At 72.5% G+C, this 17,400-nt stretch carries 18 protein-coding genes; 11 read left to right on the top strand and 7 right to left on the bottom strand.

Annotated features, from left to right (window positions below):
• Positions 1-18: 18 nt before the first annotated feature.
• Both Prum_RS27265 and Prum_RS27260 read left to right on the top strand, forming a co-directional pair.
• Positions 19-1,302: a sensor histidine kinase gene (locus tag Prum_RS27265; protein ID WP_246278120.1), complete on the top strand. Its 1,284-nt coding sequence runs from the start codon at positions 19-21 to the stop codon at positions 1,300-1,302.
• Entirely contained in the window at positions 1,254-1,898 is a 645-nt protein-coding gene (locus Prum_RS27260) for a LuxR C-terminal-related transcriptional regulator (RefSeq protein WP_173079073.1), read from the top strand. The genes Prum_RS27265 and Prum_RS27260 overlap by 49 nt, the downstream gene beginning before the upstream one ends.
• On the opposite strand, the gene Prum_RS27255 is transcribed toward Prum_RS27260, so the two are convergent.
• From Prum_RS27255 to shbA, 7 genes are read right to left on the bottom strand one after another with little or no spacing between them, the layout of a single operon-like run.
• Positions 1,895-2,146 carry a hypothetical protein gene (locus Prum_RS27255; protein ID WP_173079072.1) on the bottom strand — a complete coding sequence of 84 codons (252 nt, stop codon included), beginning with the start codon at positions 2,144-2,146 and terminating at the stop codon, positions 1,895-1,897. The two genes, Prum_RS27260 and Prum_RS27255, sit on opposite strands and share 4 nt — an antisense overlap.
• An 11-nt stretch (positions 2,147-2,157) precedes the next feature.
• On the bottom strand, positions 2,158-3,981 hold the full coding sequence (locus tag Prum_RS27250) for an AMP-binding protein (protein ID WP_173079071.1): 1,824 nt from the start codon (positions 3,979-3,981) through the stop codon (positions 2,158-2,160).
• Complete coding sequence (locus tag Prum_RS27245) at positions 3,978-4,976, bottom strand: beta-ketoacyl synthase N-terminal-like domain-containing protein (protein ID WP_173079070.1); 999 nt, start codon at positions 4,974-4,976, stop codon at positions 3,978-3,980. The genes Prum_RS27250 and Prum_RS27245 overlap by 4 nt, the downstream gene beginning before the upstream one ends.
• On the bottom strand, positions 4,969-6,174 hold the full coding sequence (locus tag Prum_RS27240) for a beta-ketoacyl-[acyl-carrier-protein] synthase family protein (RefSeq protein WP_173079069.1): 1,206 nt from the start codon (positions 6,172-6,174) through the stop codon (positions 4,969-4,971). The genes Prum_RS27245 and Prum_RS27240 overlap by 8 nt, the downstream gene beginning before the upstream one ends.
• A complete protein-coding gene (locus tag Prum_RS27235) occupies positions 6,164-6,418 on the bottom strand; it encodes an acyl carrier protein (protein WP_173079068.1) in 255 nt (84 codons plus the stop codon). The genes Prum_RS27240 and Prum_RS27235 overlap by 11 nt, the downstream gene beginning before the upstream one ends.
• A 28-nt stretch (positions 6,419-6,446) precedes the next feature.
• A complete protein-coding gene (locus Prum_RS27230) occupies positions 6,447-7,214 on the bottom strand; it encodes a hypothetical protein (RefSeq protein ID WP_173079067.1) in 768 nt (255 codons plus the stop codon).
• Positions 7,211-7,789: an RNA polymerase sigma factor ShbA gene (shbA, locus tag Prum_RS27225; protein WP_173079066.1), complete on the bottom strand. Its 579-nt coding sequence runs from the start codon at positions 7,787-7,789 to the stop codon at positions 7,211-7,213. The genes Prum_RS27230 and shbA overlap by 4 nt, the downstream gene beginning before the upstream one ends.
• Positions 7,790-7,893: 104 nt before the next feature.
• Here shbA and Prum_RS27220 point away from each other — a divergent pair, with 104 nt between their 5' ends.
• The 9 genes from Prum_RS27220 to Prum_RS27180 are packed head-to-tail and all read left to right on the top strand — an operon-like array spanning position 7,894 to position 17,400.
• The gene (locus tag Prum_RS27220) at positions 7,894-8,856 is read left to right on the top strand and encodes an ABC transporter ATP-binding protein (RefSeq protein WP_218577354.1); all 963 of its coding nucleotides are present in this window, start codon (positions 7,894-7,896) and stop codon (positions 8,854-8,856) included.
• Complete coding sequence (locus Prum_RS27215) at positions 8,853-9,605, top strand: MlaE family ABC transporter permease (RefSeq protein WP_173079065.1); 753 nt, start codon at positions 8,853-8,855, stop codon at positions 9,603-9,605. Before Prum_RS27220 ends, Prum_RS27215 begins: the two co-directional genes overlap by 4 nt.
• 1 nt (position 9,606) lies before the next feature.
• Positions 9,607-10,395 carry an MlaE family ABC transporter permease gene (locus tag Prum_RS27210; protein WP_173079064.1) on the top strand — a complete coding sequence of 263 codons (789 nt, stop codon included), beginning with the start codon at positions 9,607-9,609 and terminating at the stop codon, positions 10,393-10,395.
• Positions 10,392-11,666 carry an MCE family protein gene (locus tag Prum_RS27205; protein ID WP_173079063.1) on the top strand — a complete coding sequence of 425 codons (1,275 nt, stop codon included), beginning with the start codon at positions 10,392-10,394 and terminating at the stop codon, positions 11,664-11,666. The genes Prum_RS27210 and Prum_RS27205 overlap by 4 nt, the downstream gene beginning before the upstream one ends.
• A 29-nt stretch (positions 11,667-11,695) precedes the next feature.
• Positions 11,696-12,745: an MCE family protein gene (locus Prum_RS27200; RefSeq protein ID WP_281368982.1), complete on the top strand. Its 1,050-nt coding sequence runs from the start codon at positions 11,696-11,698 to the stop codon at positions 12,743-12,745.
• A gap of 2 nt (positions 12,746-12,747) precedes the next feature.
• Positions 12,748-13,713, top strand: a complete 966-nt coding sequence (locus Prum_RS27195) for an MCE family protein (RefSeq protein WP_173084215.1) — start codon at positions 12,748-12,750, stop codon at positions 13,711-13,713.
• The gene (locus Prum_RS27190; RefSeq protein WP_173079061.1) at positions 13,713-14,858 is read left to right on the top strand and encodes an MCE family protein; all 1,146 of its coding nucleotides are present in this window, start codon (positions 13,713-13,715) and stop codon (positions 14,856-14,858) included. The genes Prum_RS27195 and Prum_RS27190 overlap by 1 nt, the downstream gene beginning before the upstream one ends.
• Positions 14,855-16,219: an MCE family protein gene (locus tag Prum_RS27185; protein ID WP_173079060.1), complete on the top strand. Its 1,365-nt coding sequence runs from the start codon at positions 14,855-14,857 to the stop codon at positions 16,217-16,219. Before Prum_RS27190 ends, Prum_RS27185 begins: the two co-directional genes overlap by 4 nt.
• Entirely contained in the window at positions 16,216-17,400 is a 1,185-nt protein-coding gene (locus Prum_RS27180; protein WP_173079059.1) for an MCE family protein, read from the top strand. Before Prum_RS27185 ends, Prum_RS27180 begins: the two co-directional genes overlap by 4 nt.

Genomic DNA, 17,400 nt, shown 5'->3' with positions numbered 1-17,400 from the left:
CCCGACACAATGGGGAGCATGAACATCCGCCACAGACTCGTCGCCGCCGGCCAGGGGCTGCTGGTGGGCGTGCTGTTCCACGCCGGTGGCGTCGTGCTGCTGGTCCTGTCGATCGTTTCGCTCTCGCTCATCAGCGTCTTCGGCGTCGGCATCCTGCTGTTTCCGCTGGTGGTGGTCGCGGTGCGCGCGCTGGCCAACGAGCGGCGGCGGCTGGCCAAACAGTGGACGGGCGTGGAGATTCCCGTGCCGTACCGGCCGCGCCCGCCGATGGAGCCGATCGGGGTCGTGGGTGGGTGGCAGCGCTTCCGCTGGATGGTCACCGACCCGGCGACCTGGCGGGACGCGCTGTGGCTGCTCGCCGCGCCGGTCACGCTCGTGCTGGGCATCCTGCCCGCAGCCCTGGTGGCGTACGGCCTGGAGGGCATCTTCCTGATGCCGGTGCTGCTGCCGTTCGTCGACGGCTACCACTACGGCCCGGGCTGGCTGATCCGCTACCCGCTGGAGGGTCTTTTCGCGATCCCGCAAGGCGTCCTGATCCTGGTGCTCGGGCTGGCGGTCGCCCCGGCCCTGCTCCGGGCGCACAGCCTCTTCAGCCGCGCGCTGCTCGGCCCCACCCGCCAGGCGGAGCTGGACCGGCGGGTCCAGGCCCTGACCCGGAGCCGGGCCGAGACGGTCGACGCCCAGGCGGCCGAGCTGCGCCGGATCGAGCGCGACCTGCACGACGGCGCGCAGGCCCGGCTGGTCGCCCTCGGCATGAGCCTCGGGATGGCCGAGGACCTGGTCGTCCGCGACCCCGCCGCGGCGCAGAAGCTGCTCGCCGAGGCCCGGGACGCCAGCGACGTGGCGCTGTCCGAGCTGCGCGACCTGGTCCGCGGCATCCATCCGCCGGTGCTGGCCGAGCGCGGCCTCGACGGTGCCGTGCGGGCGCTCGCGCTGAGCCTGCCGATCCCGGTCGAGGTGGACATCGACCTGGCCAGGCGGCCGCAGGCGCCGGTCGAGTCGGCCGGCTACTTCGCCATCGCCGAGGCGCTGACCAACGTGGTCAAGCACAGCCACGCGACCCGGGCGTGGGTGCTGGTCCGGCACGACGGCACCGGCCTCGGCATGACGGTCAGCGACGACGGCGTCGGCGGCGCCAACCCGGGCCGCGGCACCGGGTTGCGCGGAATCGAGCGGCGCCTGGCAGCATTCGACGGGACCGTCGCCGTGAGCAGTCCGCACGGCGGACCGACCGTCGTGACCATGGAGCTGCCGTGCGAGTTGTCATCGCCGAAGACCTCGCCCTCCTCAGGGACGGGCTGATCCGGCTGCTGACGGCGTACGAATTCGAGGTCGTCGAGGCCGTCGACAATGGACCGTCGCTGCTGCCCGCGCTGCTCAAGCACCGGCCGGACGTCGCCGTCGTGGACGTCCGGCTGCCGCCGACGTTCACCGACGAAGGGCTGCAGGCGGCCATCGCCGCCCGCGCCCAGATCCCCGGCCTGCCGGTGCTCGTCCTTTCCCAGCACGTCGAGCAGTTGTACGCCCGCGAGCTGCTCTCCGACCGCACCGGCGGCGTCGGCTACCTGCTCAAGGACCGCGTCTCGCACGTGAGCCAGTTCGTCGACGCGGTGCGCCGGGTCGCGACCGGCGGCACGGCCCTCGACCCTGAGGTGGTCGCCCAGCTGCTGGCCCGGCGCTCGGCCGAGGAGCCGCTGAAGGCGCTCACGCCGCGCGAGCGCGAGGTGCTCGGCCTGATGGCCGAGGGCCGCTCCAACAACGCCATCGCGGGCCGCCTCTTCGTCACCGAAAAGGCGGTCGGAAAGCACATCAACAACATCTTCAGCAAGCTGGGTCTGTCGCAGTCCGACGACGACAACCGCCGGGTGCTCGCGGTGATCGCTTATCTCAATGCTTAACCCTTAAAAAGATCAGCGAGTACGGCTGCCGTCTGCGCCGCGTTCGTGACGACGAAGTAGTGCCCGCCGTCGACCACGTGCGTGCTGACCACCCGGTCGGTGCGCAGCCGGGCCGCGACCGACTGGAGGGTGCACAGCGAATCGTCGGCGCCCACCAGCACGTGCACGGGCGTCTCCAGCGCGCCGGCCCACTCCTCCGGCACCAGCGCCAGGTCCCGCCGGAACCGCGGCAGCAGCAGCCGGCCCACCTCGTCCGCGGTCAGCGTCGTCGGGGCATGAGGCCGCTGCGCTTCAGCTCGGCGACCAGCTCGGCGTCGTCGATCGCTCGCAGCGCACGCGCCGGCCCGGCCGACATCGGCGGCGCGGAGAGCACCACGTGCGCCGGCTCCAGCCCCGCGCCGGCCCGGTTGGCGACCTCGGCGGCCAGCACGGCGCCCAGGCTGTGTCCGAACAGGACTGTGCCGTCGGTCAGGTACGGGGTGATGGCCTTCCACCACGCGTCGGCCACGTCGGCCACGGAGACCGCGCCGCGCATGCTGGCCTCGCCGGCCACCACCCGCCAGGACGCGGGCAGCTGCCGCGCCAGCCGGGTGAACGAGCCGGCCGAGCCGCCCGCGTACGGGATGCAGACGAGGGTGCGTCCGCGCCCCTCGCGCAGCACCCGCAGTGCCACGGTGACCTCGGGCGCGCGCAGCTTGAACCGGGCCAGCTTGCCCGTCGAGGTGACCGGCAACTGGTCGACGATCTCGATGACGGAGGGCCGCTTGAAGGCCGGCAGCCGCTCCTTGAACGCCCGCCGGGTCAGCGCCCGCAGCGCGAGCGGGTCCACCCCGTTCGCGGGTACGACGTACGCGACGGCCTGCTCCAGTCCACTGTGGTCACGGGCGCCAACGACGGCACACTGCGCCAGCCCGTCGACATCGCGTGCGGCGGCCTCCACCTCGAAAGGGGAGACCTTGAAGCCGCCCACGTTGATGACGTCGTCGCGCCGGCAGACGTACTCCAGGTCACCGTCGGCGGCCCTGCGCACGATGTCCCCGGTGTACGCGCCGCCGTCCGCGAAGGTGCGCGCGGTCGCGTCGGGGCGATCGAGGTAGCCGGCCGCGACCGAGCCTCCCGCCACGTGCAGCCGGCCCTCGACCCCGTCGGGCACCGCGTCACCCGCGTCGTCCCGGACGGTGATGCGTACGCCCGGCACCGGGATGCCGGTCGACCCCGGCCGGCTGCCGTTGGTGGCCACCACGATGTGCAGCACCTCGGTCGCGCCCAGGCCGTTGACCAGCGGGGCGCTGCACACCTTGGCGAACTCCCCGCACATCGGAGCGGGCAGGTGCTCACCGGCGGACACGGCCAGCCGCAGCGAGCCGAGGCCGGGCGCCTCGCCGTCGCGGATCCGTTCGAGCAGGGCGGCGTACACGCGGGGCACCGAGAAGAGCACGGTCGGCTGGTGCGCGGAGAGTGCGGCGCCGACCCGGAAGACGTCCGGCGGGCCGGCGCTGAGCACCGTACGCGCGCCGGCGGTCAGCGGGAAGAGCAGGGAGTTGCCGAAGCCGTACCCGAAGGAGAGCTTCGCCGTGGACAGCACGGTGTCGGCCGGCGTCAGCGCGAGCACCCGGCCGAATCCCTGCAGGACGCTGTCGATCCCGGCGCGGGTGTGCAGGACGCCCTTGGGGGTACCGGTGCTGCCGGACGTGTACTGGATAAGCACCACGTCGGACGGTTCCTGGACAGCGACCTCCGGCGGCTCGCCGCCCTTGATTTCCTGCCCTTCGACGTGGCGGTACGCCGCCGAGCAGTCCTCGGCGATGAACTCGATCTCGGCCGGGGTCAGCATCGGGCTCACCGGGACGGGCACGCCGCCCACCCACCAGACGCCCAGGATGGCCACCACGGTCGCGATCGAGTCGTCCGCCACGATCAGCGCGTTCGAGCCCGGCTTGAACCCGGCGTCCACGAGGTGCCCCGCGTACGCCTGGGCCGCCTGCTTCAGGCCGGCGTACGTGATCTGCCCGTCGGCGTCCACATAGGCCGTCGACTCCGGGTCGCCGGCAGCGAGCAGGTGCTCGGCGATGTTCGTGTTCACAATGACGAAACCTCCATGGTGGCGGTGCTTCCGCACGGCTCTACCGCGACGGCGAGGATGGTGGTGGGCTCGGTGGCCCGGGCGCACAGCGCGGCGGCGCACACCACCGCGAGAAAGCCGCCCGCCGCGCCGAAGTCGCCGATCGCCTTCTCCACGTGCCACACCGGAAACGGCTGGTTGGCCGACAGGGCATCGACGACTCCGCTGTCGAGCGCGGAGACGACCAGCCCGTCCGGGCGGGTCTCCGGCCGGGCGGCGGACTGGATGATGTGGACGGTCGCGCGCACCAGGTCGGTGCGGCGGCACTCCCCGAGCGTGACGCCGTCCTGGCCGTCGGCCCGGGGGTGGAGCGTGAGGCAGGCGGCACCTTCCGCCGGCACGAGGTGGTACGGGGCCACCGTCAGGCTCCAGCGGGTCAGGCTGGACGAGGCCCCGACGAGCGCGGCACTCGCGTCCCCGCCCGCGATGAGTCGCATCGCCTCGGCGATCGCGGACATGCCGGCCGTGGCGCCTCCGGTGAGGCTCAGGTTCGGCCCGGTCAGGCCGAGCCGGATGGAAACCGTCGACGCCGGGCCGTTGTACGCCGAGGCGGGACCGAGCGCCGGACTGACCAGGCCGGGCTCCAATGTGGACGCCTCGGTGCAGACCGTGGCGTACTCGTGCAGGCCGGCGGTCGAGCTGGCCCAGACGACGGCGGTTCGGTCCGCCGCCGGCCCGTCCACGGACGGCAGCACCGGCGTGTCCGCGGCCGCCGCCAGGGCCAGCAGCGACTCGTACGGCAGGCTGCGCAGTCCCCGCTTGCCGACGCTGTCCGGCATGTCCGGCTCGACCGGGCCGTGCACCGGCCGCTCGACCGGCACCAGTGCGCTGTCGGGTGCCGCGAACCGCCGCATGGTCACCGGCGGCGGCTCGGCGCCGAGCTGCCGGGCCAGGTCGTCCAGGCCGGTCGCCCCGGACAGGCGCAGGCCCACGCCGCGTACGGCGACGCTAGGCATGGGCGCCGCTTTTGGCGAGGAGCACCGTGCACACTCCGCCGCCGAAGCCGTACGCCTGGCTCAGCACCTTGCGCACCGGCGCCGGGCGGCCGGCCGCCTCGACCAGGTCCACGCCGGCACACTCCGGATCCGGGTCCAGCAGGGTCAGGTTGCCGGGGATGAAATCGTGCGCCAACGCCCGTACCCCGATCACGGCCTCCAGCACGGCGGCCGCGCCCTCCGCGTGGCCGAGCTGACCCTTCACGGAGGAAAGGACCGGCCGGCGGCGGCCGGCGAGCGCCTTGGCGACGGCGCGCGCCTCGACGGCGTCGTTCGCCGGCGTGCCGGTGCCGTGCGCGCAGACCCAGTCGATGTCGTCGGGCTCGATGCCGGCCCGGTCGAGGCAGGTCTGGATGGTCGCGATGAGACCGGCGCCGTCCGGGTGCGGCTGGGTGAGGCTGTACGCGTCGGCCGCGGAGGCGCACGCGAGCACGTCCGCGAGCGGGCGCCGGCCCCGGGCGGCGACGCGGTCGGCGCGTTCCAGGACGAGGACGGCGGCGCCCTCGCCGGGCATCGTGCCGCGCCGGCCCACGTCGAACGGGCGGATCACGTCGGTGGCGAGCGCCCGCAGCGAGGTGAAGAACGCGAACACCTCCAGGGAGAGCTCGTCCGCCCCGCCGCAGATGGCCACGTCCACCTCGCCGGACACGACCGCCGCGCGGCCGGCGGCGATCGCCTCGTTGCCGGCCGAGCAGCCGGGCGACAGCACAATGGCCGGCCCGTCCACGTCGATAACCTGGCGGACCACCGACAGCAGCTCGTCCGGCCGGGCCCAGGCCCGATCCGGTACGCCGAGCGGCCCGTCGCCGATCACGCGGTCGAGGATCGGCCGGGTGCCCATCACGGTGCCGACGAACACGCCGATCCGCCCGCGCCGGCGGTGGGCGGGCAGCCCGGCGTCGCCGAGCGCCTCCAGCACGGCCGTGGCCAGGTAGCGCGCGGCGAGGGACTCGTGCGCCGGCACCAGCGATTCGAGCGCGGCGATCGCACCCGGGGGGACCTCGCCGGCCCGCCCCGTCGGGTACCCGGACACGTCGAACCGGGTCACCGGACCGGTGACCACCCGACGGTCCACAATGGCGCGCCAGAGGGCGTCCGCGCCGAGTCCGGCCGGCGATACCGCCCCGACGCCGGAGACCACGACGCCGTCACGGTCCAACGCTGAGCCCCCGGCTTCTGAGTACGGCGAACGCGTCGCCGATGTCCCGCATGCCGGCCGCCTCGTCGTCGGTCAGCTTCACACCGAGCTGCCGCTCGATCCGCACCACGAGTTCGACCTTCTGCAGCGAGTCGACGCCGAGGTCCTCGTAGAACGAGGCCCGGTCGGTGACCTCCTCCGGCTGTACCTCGAACACCTCGGCCGCGAGCGCACGCAGTCGGGCGGCGGACGTCTCCTGTGGCATGGGGTCATCTCCTTCGTTCCGGCCTAGATCACCGGGGGGAATGACACCGTGGGCACGCCCGTTCCAGTCGCACACCGCGTGCGTCGTTTCGCTCCTGCGCTGGTGAGCCGCGCCTATCCGGGGATGATGGACGGGAGCGGGAGGAGGGGAAGGTCGGGCAGGAGGCCGCCCTGGGACGGGGAGGGCGAGGGGAAGGCGTCGGAGCCGGGGCGGACGGCGGTTGCCCGGGAGCCGGCGTGGTCGGGGCGGTCGACGGCCGGGGAGACGATGCCTGCGGCGACGCGGGTGGTGGCGACGCCAGCGAGCTCAGGAGAGCCTGAATCTCCTTGCGTAGCCGGTCGACTACCGTGCGGTCATCGACGCGGGCGACGTGGGTCGAGGCGACGCCGAGCAGCCGGCGCGCGTCGGCGTCCCGGCCGGCGGCCACCGCGGCGCGGGCGTCCGCGATGGCCTTCTCGGCGGCCACCACCTCGGACCGCTCCGGGTAGACCACCTTCGATACCGGCCACAGTGGACTGCCCGGCTCGGCCTGGTGCGCGGAGACGCCCAGCCCGGCCACGAGGATGGCGGCCGCGGCGGCGGCGCCGAGCACCATGCGGGTGAGCCGCTTTTGCCGCCGCTTTTCGGGCGCGGGCCGGGCGGCCTCCGGGACACCTTCGGAGAGGTCCGCCCGCCAGGCGGCAAGCATCGACACCACGGAATCCCCACTTGGGGAGTCACCGCGTCCCAGGGCGTCGAGCAGCAGGTCGTCCGCCGCGATCTGGTCCAACCCGATGGGCTGCTCTGGCCCGGTCATGCCGCCGTCACCTCGTCCAGTGCGCTGCCGGCCAGGGTCCGCAGGCGGGCCAGCCCGCGGGACTGTGCGACCCGTACGGCGGCCGCCGTCATGCCCATCGCCGCGCCGACCTCCTCGGCCGACATGCCCACCGCCACCCGCAGCAGGACAATCTCCCGCTGGGCCGGCGGTAGGCGGTCGAGCAGCGCGGACAGCCGGCGGGCCAGGTCGGTGGCGACCGCCTGTTGCTCGGGACCGGGCCCGTCGTCCGGCCGGTCGACCACGGCGTCGGTGGGCGTCGCCGCGTCGCGGATCGCCGCCCGCTGCGCGTCGGCCACCTTGTTCGCGGCGATCGCGTACACGAACGCGGAGAACGGCCGGCCCTCGTCCCGGTATCGCGGTAGCGCGCGGAGCACGCCGAGGCAGACCTCCTGCGCGACGTCGTCGGCCGTCGTGTACGCCCCGCCGATGCGTCCCAGGCGAGCCCGGCAGTACCGCACCAAACCGGGTCGAAGCTGGGCGAGCAGGGCAGCCGTCGCCCGGGAGTCGCGCTGGGCGGCTCGGGCGACGAGTTCCGGCTCGATCGTTGCGGTCATCCCGGTCTTTCGTTACCGACGAGTTAACTCCAGCACCGTACCGGCGACCAGCCCAAATGGCTACCGGAGGAAAATCGGCTGTAACGCCAGCCGGCCGTCGCCCGATGTCAACGGGCGTGGGAGTCGAGGTACGGGTCGACGGGCTGACGAAGTCCTTCGGCGGGCAGCCGGTCTGGTCGGACGTCACGTTGACGCTGCCCGCGGGCGAGATCTCGGTGCTCCTCGGCCCGTCCGGGACCGGCAAGTCGGTCTTCCTCAAGACGCTCGTCGGCCTGCTGAAACCGGACCGCGGCGACATCTGGATCGCGGGCCAGAACCTGCCACGGCTGTCCGAGCGCGCGCTGTACGAGGTGCGCAAGCTCTTCGGCGTGCTCTTCCAGGACGGCGCGCTCTTCGGCTCGATGAACATCTTCGACAACGTGGCCTTCCCGCTGCGCGAGCACACCCGCCGTACTGAGTCGCAGATCAGGTCGGTGGTCTACCAGAAGCTGGAGATGGTCGGCCTGGTCGGCGCCGAGGAGAAGCTACCGGGCCAGATCTCCGGCGGCATGCGCAAGCGTGCCGGGCTGGCGCGGGCCCTCGTGCTCGACCCGGAAATCATCCTCTTCGACGAGCCGGACTCGGGTCTCGACCCGGTGCGCACGGCGTACCTGAACCAGCTCATCATCGACCTCAACCAGCAGACCGGCGCGACGTTCCTCATCGTCACGCACGACATCAACACAGCGCGCACGGTGCCGGACAACATCGGGCTCATCTACCACGGGCACCTGGCCATGTTCGGGCCGCGCGAGATGCTGCTGTCCAGTGTGGAGCCGGTGGTCCGGCAGTTCCTGAACGCCCAGCGGGTCGGCCCGATCGGCATGGCCGAGGAGAAGGACGCCGACGAGCTGCGCGCCGAGGCGGAGTCCGGTGTGGAGCTTCCGCCGCTGCCGCCGATCCCGCACCAGCTCCGGCCCTCCAACGGCCTCCGCCGCCCGGCCGAGCATCCGCCGGGTGCGTGGTGTCGCCAAAACGGCGTCATCCCGCCCGCCGGATCGTTTGCGGGAGGGTTGGTGACTCGATGATCACGCAGGCCGGCCACTTCTTCACGTTCAGCCTGGACGCCATGCGCGGCCTGGTCCGCCGGCCGTTCCAGGTGCGCGAATTCGTCCAGCAGGCGTGGTTCATCAGCTCGGTGTCGATCCTGCCGGCCGCCCTGGTCGCCATCCCGTTCGGCGCGGTCATCGCGCTGCAGCTGGGTTCGTTGGTACGCCAGCTCGGCGCCCAGTCGTTCACCGGTGCCGCCTCGGTGCTGGCCGTCGTGCGGGAGGCCGGCCCGATCGTGACCGCCCTCATCATCGCCGGTGCGGGCGGCTCGGCGATCTGCGCCGACCTGGGCGCCCGGAAGATCCGTGAAGAGCTGGACGCGATGCAGGTGCTCGGCATCGACCCGATCCAGCGCCTCGTCGTTCCTCGGGTGGTGGCCGCGATGCTCGTCGCCGTCCTGCTCAACGGACTGGTGAACGTCGTCGGCGTCGCGGGCGGCTACTTCTTCAACGTGGTGCTCCAGGGCGGCACGCCGGGCGCGTACCTGGCCAGCTTTCAGGCCCTCGGGCAGCTCCCCGACCTCGTCGTCGGCGAGATCAAGGCGCTGGTCTTCGGCGCCGTCGCCGCGCTCGTGGCCTCGTACAAGGGAATGACGGCGCGCGGTGGCCCCAAGGGCGTCGGCGACGCGGTCAACCAGAGCGTGGTCATCACGTTCATGCTCCTGTTCGCGCTGAACTTCGTGATCACCGCGATCTACTTCCAGGTCGTACCGCAGAAGGGGACGTGAGGTGCTGGACACGCTCGGCGCGCAGCTCGCCTTCTATCTCCGCGCGTTCGCTTGGACGCCGCGCGCGGCGCGGCGCTACAAGCGCGAGGTGGTACGGCTGCTGGCCGAAGTCAGCTTCGGCAAGGGCGCGGTCGCCGTCGCGGGCGGCACCGTCGGCGTCATCTGCTTCCTGACCTTCTTCACGGGTACGGAGGTAGGGCTCCAGGGCTATCAGGCGCTGAACCAGATCGGCAGTAGCGCGTTCACCGGCTTCGTGTCGGCGTACTTCAACACCCGCGAGATCGCCCCACTGGTGGCCGCGCTGGCGCTGTCCGCCACGGTCGGGTGTGGCTTCACCGCCCAGCTCGGCGCGATGCGCATCGCCGAAGAGGTGGACGCCCTGGAGGTCATGGCGGTGCCGTCGCTGCCGTTCCTGGTGACCACCCGGATGATCGCCGCGTTCGTCGCGGTCGTCCCGCTGTACGTCATCGGCCTGCTCTCCAGCTACTTCGCCACCCGTACCATCGCGGTCTTCTACTTCGGACAGTCCGCGGGCACGTACGACTACTACTTCGACCTCTTCCTGCCACCCGTCGACGTGCTGTGGTCGTTCGTGAAGGTGCTCGTCTTCAGCGTGATCGTGGTGCTCGTGCACTGCTACTACGGGTACACCGCGAGCGGCGGCCCGGCCGGCGTGGGCATCGCGGTCGGCCGCGCGGTACGCCTCTCGATCGTCTCGGTCAACATCGTGGACTTCTTCCTGTCGCTGGCCATCTGGGGTGCCACGACGACGGTACGGATCGCCGGATGAGAAACCGCTTCCTCGGCATCGCCTTCGTGGTCGTGCTCGCCGCGGCCCTGACCGCGTCGGTCCTGCAGTACCGCAAGGCGTTCACGCCGGCCACCTGGGTGACGCTGGAGACCGACCGGGCCGGCATGCAGTTGACGGCCGGCGCCGACGTCAAGCTGCGCGGGGTCATCGTCGGCGACGTCCGTTCCATCGGCAGCGACGGCTCCGGCGCCCGGCTGCGGCTGGCCCTGGACCCGAAGCTCGCCCGCCAGGTGCCGGCGGGCGTCACCGCGCGGCTGCTGCCCAAGACGCTCTTCGGCGAGCGGTACGTGGCGCTGGTGAGCCCGGACGGCGAGACCGGCGCGCCGATCCGCGACGGCGCCGTCATCACCCAGGACCGCAGCCTGGGCGGTGTCGAGCTGGAGAAGGTGCTGGACGAGGCGCTGCCGCTGCTACAGGCGATCCGGCCGGACCGGCTCGCCACCGTGCTCGGCGCGCTGGCCGCCGCGCTCGACGGTCGCGGCGAGCAGCTCGGCCGCGACCTGGTGCTGCTGGACGGCTACCTGGGCGAGCTGAACAAGCAGATGCCGACCATCGCCGAGGACGTGCGCAAGCTGTCCACCGTGGTCGACGCGTACGACGCGGCACTGCCGGACCTGCTGTCGATCCTGCGCGACGTCACCGTCACCGCCACCACGGTCGCCGACCAGCGCACAGAGCTCGCCGCGTTCCTCATGAGCGCCACCGGTGCGGCCGACTCCACCCGGCTCTTCCTGGAGGAGCACGGCGACCAGCTCATCCGGGTCGGCGACGTGAGCCGCCCGGTGCTGGAGCTGCTCGCCACGTACGCGCCGGAGTACCCGTGCCTGATGCGCGGGCTCGTGGCGTTGCAGCCGCGGGTCGAGGACTCCTTCAGCGGCGGCAAGTTCCACATCACGCTGGAAATCACCAAGGACGGCGGCAAGTACGAGCAGGGCCGTGACGATCCCGTGTACGGCGCCGGCAACGGTCCACAGTGCTACGGCCTGCCGAACCCCGCCGTTCCCGCTCCTGAGCACCCGATCAACGACGGGTACGACTACGGGGCCGACCGATCTGGTGTGACACTGCCCGTCGGGCTGCCCTCCCCCGCCGCCCCGGTGGACATGGGCACCGCGGGTACCACCGAGGAACGCGAGCTGGTCAAGCCGATCGTCGGCGCCGTCACCGGGCTGCTCCCGGTCGAAGTGCCCGACATCGCGGTCCTGCTGTGGGGCCCCCTTCTACGCGGAGCGGTGGTGAACGCGCCGTGATGCAAGGAAGGGCACCCTATTATCGCTTTTTGCATAGGAGGGGTCCCCTCCTAACACATGGGCCGCTGCTCAAGCTGATTGCTTTCGCCACGGTGACGGTGCTGTTGACCGCCATGCTCGCGCAGACGCTTGGCTCGTTCTCGGACGGCGGCACCGCGTACCGGGCCCGGTTCACCGACGTCACCGGCCTGCTGCCGGGCGACGACGTGCGCATCGCCGGCGTACGGGTCGGGCGGGTCGGTGACATCAAGGTCGTCGACAACTCGGTCGCCGAGGTGGAGTTCACGGTGGACGAGAAGGTGCCGCTGGCCACCAGCGTCCGGGCGAAGATCCGGTACCGCAACCTGGTGGGCCAGCGCTACGTCGCGCTCACCGAGGGGCCGGGCGACGGCCGCCCGCTGCGCGCCGGCGGCCTGATCCCGCTCGCCCAGACCACCCCGGCGCTGGACCTGACCACGCTGTTCAACGGGTTCCGCCCGCTCTTCACCGCGCTCACGCCGGACGACGTCAACAAGCTCGCGTACGAGATCATCCAGGTGCTGCAGGGCGAGGGCGGCACGGTGGCCAGCCTGCTGCGACGTACCGCGTCGCTGACCAATACGCTCGCCGACCGGGACGAGGTGATCGGCCGGGTCGTCACCAACCTCAACGCCGTGCTGGGCACGCTCGCCAGCCGGGACCAGAGCCTGGATGCCACCATCGGCCAACTCCAGCAGTTCGTCAGCGGGCTCGCCGCGGACCGTACGGCCATCGGGGACGCGGTGGTCAACCTCGGCGAGTTGACGGGGGCGACCGCCGACCTGCTGCACGACGCCCGCCCGGCGCTCAAGGACGACGTCGCCTCGCTCGACACGCTCGCCGGAACGCTGAACCGCAACTCCGCCGTCATCGACCGCACGCTGGGCACCCTCCCGGAGCGGTACGAGGCACTGACCCGGGTCGCCTCCTACGGCTCGTGGTTCAACTTCTTCCTCTGCGACTTCGACGGTCGGGTCGCGGTGCCCGGGGCGGGCTCGATCACCCCGGCCGGGATCAGCTCGACGGCGGCCCGCTGCGACACCTCGGGAGGCGGCCGGTGAGGATGAGACTGCGCGGCGCGATCGGTCTCGCCGTGATCGGCGTCCTCGTGCTCGGCGCGTTCCAGCTCGACACGATCGCCTCGATCGGCGACCCGGCCTACCGGGCGGCGTTCCGGGACGCGAGCGGCCTCGCACCCGGCAACGAGGTGCGCGTCGCGGGCGTACGGGTGGGCAAGGTGACCGCAGTGGGCCTCGCCCGCGGCTCCGCCGGCCCGTACGTCCGGGTGACGTTCCGCGTCGACGGGGACAGCGGCGTACGCCTGGGCGAGCGGACCGGGGCCACCATCCGCATCAAGACCGTCCTCGGCCAGAAGTACCTGGCGCTGGCGCCCGCCGGCTCCGGGCGGCTGCGCGAGGACGCCGAGATCCCGCTCGACCGCACCGCGTCCCCGTTCGACGTGATGCAGGCGGTCGCCGGGCTGGCCGACACGGTCGACCAGATCGACAGCGAGCAGCTCGCGACGGCGTTCAGCACGCTGGCGCAGGCGTTCGCCGACACCCCGGCCAGCGTGCAGTCGTCGCTGTCCGGCCTGTCCCGGCTCTCCCAGACCGTCGCCAGCCGCGACGTCGAACTGCGTGAACTCCTGGCGCACGCGCGAAGTGTCACCGCCGTGCTGGCCGAACGCGACGAGGAGTTTCGCAAGCTGGTCGCCGACGGCGACGCGCTGCTGCGTGAGGTGAGCCGGCGCCGGGACGCCATCCACGAGCTGCTCATCGGCACCAACGAGCTGGCCAAGCAGCTGTCCGGGCTGATCGCCGACAACCGCCACCAACTGGAGCCGGCGCTGCGCCAGCTCCGCGACGTGGTGGCGATCCTGCAGCGCAACCGGGACAACCTCACGAAGACCATCGAGGGGATGGGGCCGTTCGTGTCCGCGTTCGCGAACGTCGTGGGCAACGGCCGGTGGTTCGACTCGTACGTCCGCGGCCTGCTCCAGCCGTACCAGCCGACGGTGGGAGGCAAGTGATGCGGCGCCGGATTCTGCTCGCCGCTGGCGTGTCCATTGTGGTCGCCGCCGCGGTCGGTGCGGTCGTCCAGCGGGAGCCGCAGCGGCGCCTCGTCGCGCACTTCGCCCGCGTCGTCGGCGTCTACGAGGGCTCCGACGTCCGGGTGCTCGGCGTGCGGATCGGCCGCGTCGTCGCCGTCCGGCCCGAGGGCCGCACTGTACGCGTGGAGATGCGCTACGACCGGGACTGGGACGTGCCCGCGGACGCGCAGGCGGTCATCGTCCCGCCCAGCGTGGTCAGCGACCGGTACGTCCAGCTCACCCCGGCGTACGACGGCGGGCCGGCGCTGGCCGACGGCGCTGAGCTGCCGGTCAGCAGGACGGCGGCGCCCATGGAGATCGACGAGATCTACCAGGCGCTCGACGACTTCAACAAGGCGCTCGGCCCGGAGGGCGCCAACGCCGACGGGGCGCTGTCGGACCTGCTCGCCGCCGGACGGGCCAACCTGGAGGGCAACGGCACCGAGCTGCACGACACGCTCGACGGCCTGTCCCGGGCGCTGGACGCGCTCTCCGACGGCCGGCAGGACCTCTTCGGCACGGTCGGCAACCTGCAGGTCTTCACCACCGCGCTGGCGCGCAGCGACCAGCAGGTGCGCTCGTTCAACCAGCAGCTCGCCGGGGTCGCCGAGCAGCTCGCCGGCGAGCGGAACGAGCTGACCGCCGCGCTGCGCAGCCTCGCCACCGCGTTGGCGGACGTCACGACGTTCATCAAGGAGAACCGCACCGCGCTCAAGTCCAACGTGGACGCGCTGGCCGACGTCACCGGCATCCTGGTCCGCCAGCAGCAGGCGGTCATAAACATCCTCGACGTCGCGCCGCTCGCCCTGTCCAACCTGAACCTGGCGTACAACCCGCGGTCCGGCACCCTGGACACCCGGGACAACGCGATGGGCCCGTACGACCCGGCCAGCTTCGTCTGCTCCCTCATGGTCGACCTGCTGCCGGCGGCGAAGGTGCCCGACAAGTGCGCGCTCCTGAAGCTACCGCCCGGCGCCGCGCCGGCCGCGCAGGTCCCTACGCAGCCGGCGCCCTCCCCGGCGCCGGGCGGCCCCACCACCCCCAGCGACCTCACCCTCGGCGGCATCCTGCGGGGTACGTCGTGAGGCGGCTGGCGCCGGCGCTCGCCCTGCTGCTGGGCGGGTGCAGCCTGCCCAGCCTCGCGGACGTGCCGCTGCCGGGCGGCGCCCCGTCCGGGCCGAGCTACCGGATCACGGTCGAGTTCGCGGACGTGCTCGACCTCGTACCGCAGGCCGCCGTGAAGGTCGACGACGTGACCGTGGGCAGCGTCGAGGACATCTCGCTGTCCGGCTGGACCGCCCGGGTCCGGCTGCGGGTGGACAAGAAGGTCGAGCTCCCCGCGAACGCCACCGCGGCCGTACGGCAGACCAGCCTGCTCGGCGAGAAGTTCGTCGCGGTGTCGCCGCCCACCACCGAGGCCGCGCGCGGGCGACTGTCCGATGGGGACACGATCCCGCTGGCGCGTACCCGGCGCGGTGCCGAGGTCGAGGAGGTGCTGGCCGCCCTCGGGCTGCTGTTGAACGGCGGCGGGCTGGCCCAGCTCAAGACCATCAACCAGGAGCTGGGCACGGCGCTGCTCGGCCGGGAGGCCGAGGCGAAGGACGCGCTGCACCAGCTCGACACGTTCGTCGGCGGGCTGGACCGGCAGAAGGCCGACATCGTCCGGGCCATCGAGGCGCTCGACCGGCTCACCGGCCGCCTCGCCCAGCAGCGCGCGGTCATCGGCGGCGCGCTGGACGCGCTCGCGCCCGGCATCACCGTGCTGGCCCAACAGCGCGAGCAGCTCACCGCCGCGCTGACCGCGCTCGGCGAGCTGGGCCGGGTCGGCACCCGGGTGGTCAACCAGAGCAAGGACGACACCGTCGCCAGCCTGCGTGCCCTGCAGCCGATCCTCGACCAACTGGTACGCGCCGGCGACGACCTGCCCAAGTCGCTGGACTTCATGCTGTCGTACCCGTTCCCGCCGAACGTCACCGGCGCGATCGTCGGCGACTTCGTCAACCTGTCCATCACCGCGGACCTGGACGCCGCCTCGATCCTGGCGAATTTGGTGGCGGCGGCGCCTTCTGCCACGTCCCGGAGTACCCCCGGCCGTGCTGCCACGAAGCCGAAACAGGGCGGCACAACCCTCCCCTCGCTCCCCGGCCAGCTGCCCGACGTCTGCCTCCCGCTGAATGGGATCCTCCCTCCGGAGTGGACCCCGCCGGACGGCTGCGACCTGCCCGAGGGCTGCAAGCTGCTGGCCGCCGGCTCCTCGCTCCCGCTCGGCGCGCTCGTCGTGCCCGACACCGGCATCCTTCCGCAGGGCACCGTCTTCCCGGCCGGGACGAAGCTGCCGGCCGGCACGATCCTGACCGCCCCATGCCTGCTCGCGCCGGTCACCGGGGCGGTCGAGGGGATCGTCGGCGGCCTGACGGACGTGCTGACCGGAGGGCTGTCACCATGATCAAGACTGGCACGAAGCTCCAGGTGCTGGCGTTCCTCATCGTCAGCGTCGTCGGGATCGGCTACGTCGGCGTGCGGTACGTCGGCCTCGGCGACCGCCTCCTCGGCCGCGGGTACGTCGTACACGCCGACTTCCGGGACGCGGGCGGCATCTTCCCGAACGCCCCGGTCACGTACCGCGGCGCGCCGGTCGGCCGGGTCACCGCGGTCCGGCTGTACGGCGACGGCGTACGCGTGGACCTGCGGCTGGGCCGCGACGTGCGGGTGCCGGACTCCTTGCGGGCCGTGGTGTCCCAGCGTTCCGCGGTCGGCGAGCAGTACGTCGACCTCCGCCCGGAGCGCGACGCCGGCCCGTACCTGACTAACGGGTCAGTCATCCCGCGGGACCGCACGGGCACGCCCGTCGCCGCCGAGACGCTGCTGGCGAACCTCGACGCGCTCGTCCGCTCGGTGAACCCGGACGACCTGGCCGTGGTCATCGATGAGCTGGGCACGGCGTTCGAGGGCAACGAGACCGCCCTGCGCACGATCCTCGCGGCCAGCGACGCGCTGCTGTCGGACGCCACGGCCAGCCTGCCGGAGACCGTCGCCCTGATCCGCGACGGGCGCACCGTGCTGTCCACACAGGAGGCGTCGGCGACCGCCATCCGCCGCTGGGCCGCCGGGCTCGCGCAGCTGTCGGCCAGCCTGCGCGCGTCCGACGCCGACGTGCGCAAGCTGCTGGCCGTGACCCCGCCCGCCGCCACCGAACTGGTGGCGCTGCTGCGCGACCTGGACCCGACGATCGGCACGCTGCTCGGCAACCTGGTCACGGTGAACGGCATCGCGGCCCGCCGCCTGCCCGGCATCGAGCAGATCCTCGTCGTGTACCCGCTCGCGGTGACCGGTGGGTTCACCGTGACGCCCGGCGATGGCACCGCCCATCTCGGCCTCGTCGTCAACATCGACGACCCGCCGTCGTGCAAGTACGGCGCCTCGAAGGGATGCACCGCGAGCGATGAGGCGCGCGGATCGGCCGTACGCGGCACCAACAACGCCCCGCGCGCCAGCGGCGACCCGGCGACCGGCCTGGTGGTCGCGCCGGACGGCACGCCGCTCCAGTTCGGAACCACCGGCGGCCAGAGCCGGCTGGCCGGCGACCAGTCCTGGAAGCAACTGCTCCTGGCGGGCCTGGCCCCGTGA

The organism is Phytohabitans rumicis, assembly GCF_011764445.1.
Classification (GTDB): domain Bacteria; phylum Actinomycetota; class Actinomycetes; order Mycobacteriales; family Micromonosporaceae; genus Phytohabitans; species Phytohabitans rumicis.
This window is presented reverse-complemented; position numbering and strand designations above follow the sequence as displayed.

Bases quoted from the DNA above. Each gene is read 5' to 3' on its own strand.
- Prum_RS27205 (WP_173079063.1), top strand. From the start codon at position 10,392: ATGAGAAACCGCTTCCTCGGCATCGCCTTCGTGGTCGTGCTCGCCGCG.
- shbA (WP_173079066.1), bottom strand. From the start codon at position 7,789: ATGACCGCAACGATCGAGCCGGAACTCGTCGCCCGAGCCGCCCAGCGC.
- Prum_RS27195 (WP_173084215.1), top strand. From the start codon at position 12,748: ATGAGACTGCGCGGCGCGATCGGTCTCGCCGTGATCGGCGTCCTCGTG.
- Prum_RS27190 (WP_173079061.1), top strand. From the start codon at position 13,713: ATGCGGCGCCGGATTCTGCTCGCCGCTGGCGTGTCCATTGTGGTCGCC.
- Prum_RS27245 (WP_173079070.1), bottom strand. From the start codon at position 4,976: ATGCCTAGCGTCGCCGTACGCGGCGTGGGCCTGCGCCTGTCCGGGGCG.
- Prum_RS27235 (WP_173079068.1), bottom strand. From the start codon at position 6,418: ATGCCACAGGAGACGTCCGCCGCCCGACTGCGTGCGCTCGCGGCCGAG.
- Prum_RS27230 (WP_173079067.1), bottom strand. From the start codon at position 7,214: ATGACCGGGCCAGAGCAGCCCATCGGGTTGGACCAGATCGCGGCGGAC.
- Prum_RS27265 (WP_246278120.1), top strand. From the start codon at position 19: ATGAACATCCGCCACAGACTCGTCGCCGCCGGCCAGGGGCTGCTGGTG.
- Prum_RS27180 (WP_173079059.1), top strand. From the start codon at position 16,216: ATGATCAAGACTGGCACGAAGCTCCAGGTGCTGGCGTTCCTCATCGTC.
- Prum_RS27215 (WP_173079065.1), top strand. From the start codon at position 8,853: ATGATCACGCAGGCCGGCCACTTCTTCACGTTCAGCCTGGACGCCATG.
- Prum_RS27220 (WP_218577354.1), top strand. From the start codon at position 7,894: ATGTCAACGGGCGTGGGAGTCGAGGTACGGGTCGACGGGCTGACGAAG.